General features: G+C 41.9%; 13 protein-coding genes. 12 read left to right on the top strand and 1 reads right to left on the bottom strand.

The features are described from left to right. Nucleotides 1-60 precede the first annotated feature (60 nt). Nucleotides 61-345: an element excision factor XisH family protein gene (locus V7K50_RS26985; RefSeq protein WP_334965503.1), complete on the bottom strand. Its 285-nt coding sequence runs from the start codon at nucleotides 343-345 to the stop codon at nucleotides 61-63. Nucleotides 346-459: 114 nt separating this feature from the next. Between V7K50_RS26985 and V7K50_RS26980 the strand changes: the two genes are divergently transcribed. The 12 genes from V7K50_RS26980 to V7K50_RS26930 all read left to right on the top strand — a co-directional run bounded on the left by V7K50_RS26980 (nucleotide 460) and on the right by V7K50_RS26930 (nucleotide 6,313). Continuing rightward, nucleotides 460-1,419 (top strand): NAD(P)-dependent alcohol dehydrogenase, encoded by a 960-nt coding sequence (locus V7K50_RS26980; protein ID WP_334965501.1) that lies wholly within the window; start codon nucleotides 460-462, stop codon nucleotides 1,417-1,419. Nucleotides 1,420-1,556: 137 nt separating this feature from the next. Beyond that, entirely contained in the window at nucleotides 1,557-1,691 is a 135-nt protein-coding gene (locus V7K50_RS26975; protein WP_334965499.1) for a DUF6888 family protein, read from the top strand. Beyond that, nucleotides 1,681-1,893, top strand: a complete 213-nt coding sequence (locus tag V7K50_RS26970) for a DUF6887 family protein (protein WP_334965497.1) — start codon at nucleotides 1,681-1,683, stop codon at nucleotides 1,891-1,893. The genes V7K50_RS26975 and V7K50_RS26970 overlap by 11 nt, the downstream gene beginning before the upstream one ends. A gap of 246 nt (nucleotides 1,894-2,139) precedes the next feature. Then, on the top strand, nucleotides 2,140-2,349 hold the full coding sequence (locus V7K50_RS26965; protein WP_334965495.1) for a hypothetical protein: 210 nt from the start codon (nucleotides 2,140-2,142) through the stop codon (nucleotides 2,347-2,349). Nucleotides 2,350-2,369: 20 nt separating this feature from the next. Then, entirely contained in the window at nucleotides 2,370-3,893 is a 1,524-nt protein-coding gene (locus V7K50_RS26960; RefSeq protein WP_334965493.1) for a HEAT repeat domain-containing protein, read from the top strand. A 51-nt stretch (nucleotides 3,894-3,944) separates the two neighbouring features. Beyond that, entirely contained in the window at nucleotides 3,945-4,166 is a 222-nt protein-coding gene (locus V7K50_RS30845) for a DUF6888 family protein (RefSeq protein WP_442944672.1), read from the top strand. Further along, nucleotides 4,150-4,389, top strand: coding sequence for a DUF6887 family protein (locus tag V7K50_RS26955; protein ID WP_334965491.1), 240 nt, complete (start codon nucleotides 4,150-4,152; stop codon nucleotides 4,387-4,389). Before V7K50_RS30845 ends, V7K50_RS26955 begins: the two co-directional genes overlap by 17 nt. A 122-nt stretch (nucleotides 4,390-4,511) precedes the next feature. Continuing rightward, a complete protein-coding gene (locus V7K50_RS26950; RefSeq protein ID WP_334965489.1) occupies nucleotides 4,512-4,739 on the top strand; it encodes a type II toxin-antitoxin system HicA family toxin in 228 nt (75 codons plus the stop codon). Then, nucleotides 4,736-4,963 carry a type II toxin-antitoxin system HicB family antitoxin gene (locus tag V7K50_RS26945; protein ID WP_334965487.1) on the top strand — a complete coding sequence of 76 codons (228 nt, stop codon included), beginning with the start codon at nucleotides 4,736-4,738 and terminating at the stop codon, nucleotides 4,961-4,963. Before V7K50_RS26950 ends, V7K50_RS26945 begins: the two co-directional genes overlap by 4 nt. 32 nt (nucleotides 4,964-4,995) lie before the next feature. Continuing rightward, nucleotides 4,996-5,250, top strand: a complete 255-nt coding sequence (locus V7K50_RS26940) for a hypothetical protein (RefSeq protein ID WP_334965485.1) — start codon at nucleotides 4,996-4,998, stop codon at nucleotides 5,248-5,250. A 9-nt stretch (nucleotides 5,251-5,259) separates the two neighbouring features. Further along, nucleotides 5,260-5,532: an HNH endonuclease gene (locus V7K50_RS26935; protein WP_334965483.1), complete on the top strand. Its 273-nt coding sequence runs from the start codon at nucleotides 5,260-5,262 to the stop codon at nucleotides 5,530-5,532. 304 nt (nucleotides 5,533-5,836) lie between these two features. Beyond that, nucleotides 5,837-6,313, top strand: a complete 477-nt coding sequence (locus V7K50_RS26930) for a hypothetical protein (RefSeq protein ID WP_334965481.1) — start codon at nucleotides 5,837-5,839, stop codon at nucleotides 6,311-6,313. The last annotated feature ends 484 nt before the right edge of the window (nucleotides 6,314-6,797 follow it).

Below are 6,797 nucleotides of genomic sequence, written 5' to 3'. Positions count from 1 at the left end.
AAGGAAATTACAGTACGCAACGTGTAAGATTTAACTCTAATTCCTCTGCTTAACTCTTTGTTACATACTTATAAATTTTCTCCACGACTTACTTATATCCTGATATAAAATATACTGACCCAACGCTTTTTCTGAATCATCAACATCCGATCTGCCGCTAAAACTTTTAATCACAACTGCAATTTTGGATTCTGCTTTTTGCGCCGCCAACAGTTGTATAGCACCTAAATCAACATACAAATCTTTTTTACCAAATTTAAGAGTCAGTGGATCATGAGTAATTGTCCATTTGTCTTTAATCAAAGCATTTTTAACATTATTGTGATAGATGACTCTAGCTGGCATACAGGTGTAGTCTTAGACTAATATTTCTATTTTAGGGAATCGCTACACTAGATTTATCAGGAAAAACAGGCTGTCTGAGTTCATTCAGCAAAATATGGTAGCAGGAGGAATGTGATGAAAGCAGTGGTTATCCGTAGGTATGGCGGTGCTGAGGTGTTGCAGTATGAAGATGTAGAACTGGCGAAAATTGAGCCAACGCAGTTACTTGTGAAAGTTCGTGCTAGTAGCGTTAATCCCATTGATTGGAAAATTCGCCAAGGGATGTTGAGTTTGATTACTGGCAGCAATTTTCCAAAGATTCTGGGGTTTGATGTGGCGGGAGATGTGGTAGCCGTTGGCTCTGATGTCACGCGCTTTAAACCAGGAGATGCTATTTACGGCAGTACTAGCTTTCCTGGAGGAGGTTATGCCGAATTTGCAGCTGTTCCAGAAAATGTGGCGGCTCTCAAACCAACGAACTTATCTTATGAAGAAGCTGCGGCTGTGCCTTTAGCAGCGCTCACCGCTCTGCAAGCGCTGCGAGATCAAGGAAATATTCAAACAGGACAAAATCTCTTAATTAATGGTGCTGCGGGCGGTGTAGGGATTTTTGCAGTGCAAATTGCTAAGGCTTTAGGGGCAGTGGTGACGGGAGTTAGCAGTACTAAAAATTTGGATTTGGTGAAATGTTTGGGAGCAGACCGCGTGATTGATTATACGCAGCAAGATTTTACCGAAGATACAGCGCAGTATGACATTATCTTTGATGCAGTGGGTAAGCGATCGCTCTCACAAACCAAAAGAGTCCTCAAACCCAACGGAGTTTACATCACCACCGTACCCAGCCCCAAAATCTTGTTAGAGAGCGTCTTAACAGCGTTCTTTCCTGGTCAAAAAGCGAAATTTCTCTTTGAGAAACCTAACGCTAAAGACTTGCTTTTTCTGAAAGAATTGATTGAAGCTGGTAAGATTCGTGTGGTGATTGATCGCACATATCCCTTACAAGAACTAGCGGCGGCTCATAGTTATAGTGAAAGTGGGCGGGCTGTGGGAAAAATTGCGTTGGTGCAACCCGCACTTCGACAAGCTCAGTGACCATCGTAGACATCGCCATTTAGGGTAACTGAGATTTTTCAACCTCTAAGGCTTAATATTATTTGTGTCACAATTGAGCAAAATAATATATATCCAACGATCCGGCAAGCACTTATGGTGTAATTATTTGCCAGTACTTGTCTAATTTCTACCGGGAAATTCAGCTACTCCGTTTTAGTGACACAACTGGCAATGTGTTTATTTTGGCAGGTGATGAACTGCAAATCCTTATATTTCGTGATGGAACTTGGAGATTTGTCAATGAAACCTAATTTTGCCCAAATGTCCATAAAAGAGTTGAGGGCGTATGTGCTTGCTAATCGGGAAGATATAGAAGCGCTGGAAATCCTATTTAGTCGTCGTACTCCTGACTCAGAAGCAATTATATATCCATCGATGTTTACTGAAGATGGTAAACCTATAGAAGAGAATAATCGGATAATTGCAGAAGCGATGTCTACGACAAGCCGCTAAGAGCGTCTACGCTCAGAGAGTTCAGCAAGAGAATCATAATCAGGATTAGCTGTGTGTTTAGTACATTTTACTGATTAACTGTGCGATCGCACTTACCAATTGATCCAAAAAACCAATGCCAAACCTAACCCCTACCCCCTTCCCGACGCAGAAAGGGGGAAATTTCAAAGTCTCTCTCCTTTTAGGAGAGAGATTTAGAGAGAGGTTCTTCAGATACCCTGAAATCTGGAAACATTACCCAAGCTAGTGGATATACTCGTAATCAAACTCTCAACAGAAGCGAGTATTATGCCAGACTTGTTAGCTATTTGGGGTGTAACTCAGGCCGCCGGGTTGATTTTTAAACCCATTCTGGAAGACTTAGCCAAGGATGCGGCTAAAGATTGGGCTAAAGATTTATTAAAAGGCATCCCTGGCAAGATGGTGAAGAGGAAAAGTTTGTTAATCTTTTTTTAGCAGCTAAGTGTCTTGTCGAGGTGAGAAATCGCTCGGCGATCGCATTAATGGCTAATAAATTGCTTGACAAGCTAAAAGCCTTAACTAAATATGATCTCTGGTATTATTACGACCCCCAGCAATATGAAGAAGAAACTAAGCTATTGAAGGAAATTTGCACTCAAGCAATCACAGAAATTGCAACGGTCTGGCAAGAATCTCCCGACATTAAAACCTGGCTCAAAGAACGCGCTACCCAGCATGATAATGAGTATGTGCGAGGTGCAGCAGTCAAAGAATTAGCTCAGAAGTTCAAAGATGACCCCGACACCAAAACCTGGCTCAAAGAATGCGCTACCCAGCATGAAAACTCAAATGTGCGAGGTACAGCAGTCCAAGTATTAGGTTGGAACTTCAAAGATGACTCCGACATCAAAACCTGGCTCAAAGAACGCGCTACCCAGGATGAAAAGCCGAATGTGCGAGGTGCAGCAGTCGAAGAATTAGGTTGGCACTTCAAAGATGACCCCGACATTAAAACCTGGCTCAAAGAGCGTGCTACTCAGGATTATCATGAAGATGTGCGACGTTTAGCAGTCCAAGTATTAGGTTGGAACTTCAAAGATGACTCCGACATCAAAACCTGGCTCAAAGAACGTGCTACTCAGGATTATCACGAAGATGTGCGATATATAGCAGTCAGACTATTAGCTCACCACTTTAAAGATGATCTCGACACCAAAACTTGGCTCAAAGAACGCGCTACGGAGGATGAAAACTCAAATGTGCGACGTGTAGCAATCCAAGAATTAGCCAAGAACTTCAAAAATGACCACGACACCAAAATCTGGCTCAAAGAACGCGCTACCCAAGATGATCACTGGTTTGTACGAGGTGCAGCAGTCGAAGGATTAGGTTGGAACTTCAAAGATGACCCCGACACCAAAACCTGGCTCAAAGAATGTGCTACCCAGGATTATCACGAAGATGTGCGAGGTGTAGCAGTCCAACAATTAGCTCAAAACTTCAAAGATGACCCCGACACCAAATCTATCCTCAAAGAACATGCTACACAAGATGATCACTGGTTTGTGCGACGTGCAGCAGTCCAACAATTAGCTCAAAACTTCAAAGATGACCCCGACACCAAATCTATCCTCAAAGAACATGCTACACAAGATGATAACTACTATGTGCGAAGTGCAGCAGTCCAAGAATTAGCTCAAAACTTCAAAGATGACCCCGACACCAAATCCATCCTCAAAGAACGCGCTACCCAGGATGATAACTACTATGTGCGAGGTGCAGCAGTCCAAGAATTAGCTAAACACTTTAAATATCAGCCTGAATTGTTTGACATCTACTACAACTGCGCTGTTGATGATTCCTTTGAGCGCAAGAAAAAGGATGAACCTAATCCTCGGCGCATTGCACTTGAGATAATTATCAAGCAATTTCCTCAGCATTCCCAGACTTTACCACTGTTGCGCGACAGAGCCAAGAATGACCCAGATGAGCAAGTGCGGGAATTTGCACAGAAGAAGTTAAAGCAGTTGGAAGGGTAAATATAAGCTGATTTACTATTCACAGTAGAAACCGCAAAAGAAAGGCTTACTATTATCCATGTCACAATTGAGGAACAGACGATTTACCCAACATACGCACAAGCTATAGCCTGTTTACGTGTCTGTCAGATGTTGTCTAATAGCTATCGGAGTATTGAGCTATTTCGCTTTGATGACCAAACCAGAGTTGTATTTATTTTTGTCAATGAAGAACTCCAAATCATTGTACCCGCTAATGGAAACTGGAGGTTTTTAAATGCGACCGAACTTTGAAGCAATGACTAACAAAGAACTAATAGCTTACGCACTTGCACATCGAGAAGATGTAGAGCCTTTGCGTATTTTGTATAGCCGCCGCACTCCTGATTCAGAAGCAACATGGTACGGCCCAATGGTAGCTGAAGATGGTACACCAATAGAAGAAAATATTCGCATTGCAGAAGAAGCAATTAGGCAACGCATTGAGCAAGCAAATAAAAGTAAGCAAGATTCTTAAATTTACAGCAGGTTTAATGTATTTCAACCACATCTGTCGTAGGGGTTTAGCAATGCTAAACCCTTACCGCATGGTCTATTTATCTGAAAATAGCTGTAAGAATAAAAATGTAACCAGAGGCTATGCCCAAGAAAATCAGAGAACTCAAAAGCTTATTGCTGCAAGCAGGGTTTAGCTACCGTCCTGGTAAAGGTAGCCACACTAATTGGTATCATCCCCTCCTACCTGGGAGAGTTACTATATCAGGTAAAGACGGAAGTGATGCTAAAGCTTACCAAGAGAAAGACGTTAATAATGCACTTCAAAGGTTAGAAGAAATTAAAAATACTCAAGAGGAAGAAAAAGAATGAATTCTCACTACACAATAATTATTCAATGGTCTGATGAAGATGAGTGTTTTGTTGTCAGTCTTCCTGAATGGGGAGAATTTTGTCACACTCACGGAGAGACTTACAATGAAGCTTTTAAAAATGCTCAAGAAGTTTTAGAAATGCTGATTGAATCATCTTTGGCTGACGGTGAACCTCTACCAGAGCCAAAAACATTAGGAAAGTCATTAAAAGTGGCGTTGTAAATCAGTAAAATTAAATAAAAAGAGGTAATCTTATGACTACATCTGTAAATACTACCAAAGTCTACGACGAAATTATAGAGTTTATTGCTGCTGGCACTACTCCCCAAAGTGTTATCGATTTCAAACTCTCGGATGCAGCCAAAGACCGTTTAGAGGATCTCGTTTACCGCGCAAAAACTGAAGGTCTTACAGGAAGTGACGAGCGAGAGTTAGATCATTTCCTCACGCTAGAGCATATTATGCTACTAGCAAAAGTAAAAGCTCGTCAATACATCAGCGCGGAGTAAGTATTCAAAATGTCTCGTCCATATATTAATGCAGAATTGCGGCGTTTAGTTGCATCTCGCGCCGAGCGTATTTGTGAGTACTGTCTCGTTTCTGAAGAAGATAGATCATCGGGTTGTCAAGTTGACCATATAATCAGTGTCAAACACCGCGGCGCTACAACAGCAGATAATCTCTGCTATGCCTGTATTTTCTGTAACCTGCAAAAAGGCACGGATTTAGGGTCAATTAATTGGCAAACTGGCGAACTTGTGCGCTTTTTTAACCCACGCAGAGACTTTTAGGGCGAGCATTTTCGACTAGATGAGGCTGTAATTGTGCATCAAACAGATATCGGTGAAGTTACCGCACGTATCCTAGATTTTAACAGTGGCGATGCCTACGGCGGGCTAAAGCCTACGCATTATAGAACGACAAGCTTTGATTGCATCTGGTCAGTATCCCTCAGCATCAGCGCTAAAACAGATAAATAAATAGGTTATGATGTGCGTAGGCGAAGCCCGTCGTAGACATCGCGCCCACCAATGGGAATTCTATACTTAGCAACTATTGCTACTTGATCATTAGAACTCCCAAGGTAAATATACAATGTCCTATCAAAATATTGCAGCTACCCTTTCGCCACAAGATATCCAAGAAATCAAAGCCGCGCTACAAACAATCCAACAAAAGATGCCCTTTTTAGTCACTCTTAGCACTGAAGAACGGCGCAAGTTGGTAAAAATGGGCGATAAAAGCCTAGCCTTTGTAAACAATAGTGTCACTGCTGCTCAGTCTAACCGCGAAATTCTTCCAGCTACTTTTGACGTTGAAGAACTTGTCCGGGATTATCAATTAGCCACTGCACTTACTGAACTTTTAATCTCAGTGCAACAACTCGCTGAACAGGTAGATGATACTCTAATGGCAGTCGGTAGTGAAGCTATGACTAGCAGTTTAACAGTTTATGACTACGTAAAGACAGCATCGAAAAAGACTCCAGGCTTAAAAACTGTCGCTGAACAGTTGGGTGAACGTTTTAAAGCTATCAAAGGTAGACCGGCTAAAGCTGTGTCTGGTTCTTGAGTCTTTGATACTCATTAATGAGCCTTTGAACTCCATTAATGAGTCTTTGAACTCCATTAATGAGTCTTTGAACTCCATTAATGAGTCTTTGAACTCCATTAATTGACTCAGAAGCAATTATAGAGTTTCTCTATTTGCAATACAGACCTAACCCCCAGCCCCTTCCCTACAAGGGAAGGGGAGTAAATTTCAAAGCCTCTCTCCTTTTAGGAGAGAGGTTTGGAGAGAGGTCAAAGTGTATTGCATCAAAATGAGAACCGCTATATTTGGTTTTGTTGATTTCTAGCCAGTTGCGGAGGGGAACTGAACTCCGTTGAGTGCTGTATCAATGATGTAGAGCTATTCTACAGCACTCATTTGACAACTGGCATAGCTGGGACATCAGAAGCGGAAAGTTTTACCTTATCCCCCGTACAACTTCTTTGCTGTCCCGTTGTGTTGATATCTCCATTTAAACTGCAACTCGAAGTCATGATATGCCAAA

The organism is Nostoc sp. (assembly GCF_036917135.1).
Classification (GTDB): domain Bacteria; phylum Cyanobacteriota; class Cyanobacteriia; order Cyanobacteriales; family Nostocaceae; genus Nostoc.
Note: the sequence above shows the minus strand (reverse complement) of the source record. Positions and strands in the feature narration are given on the sequence as shown.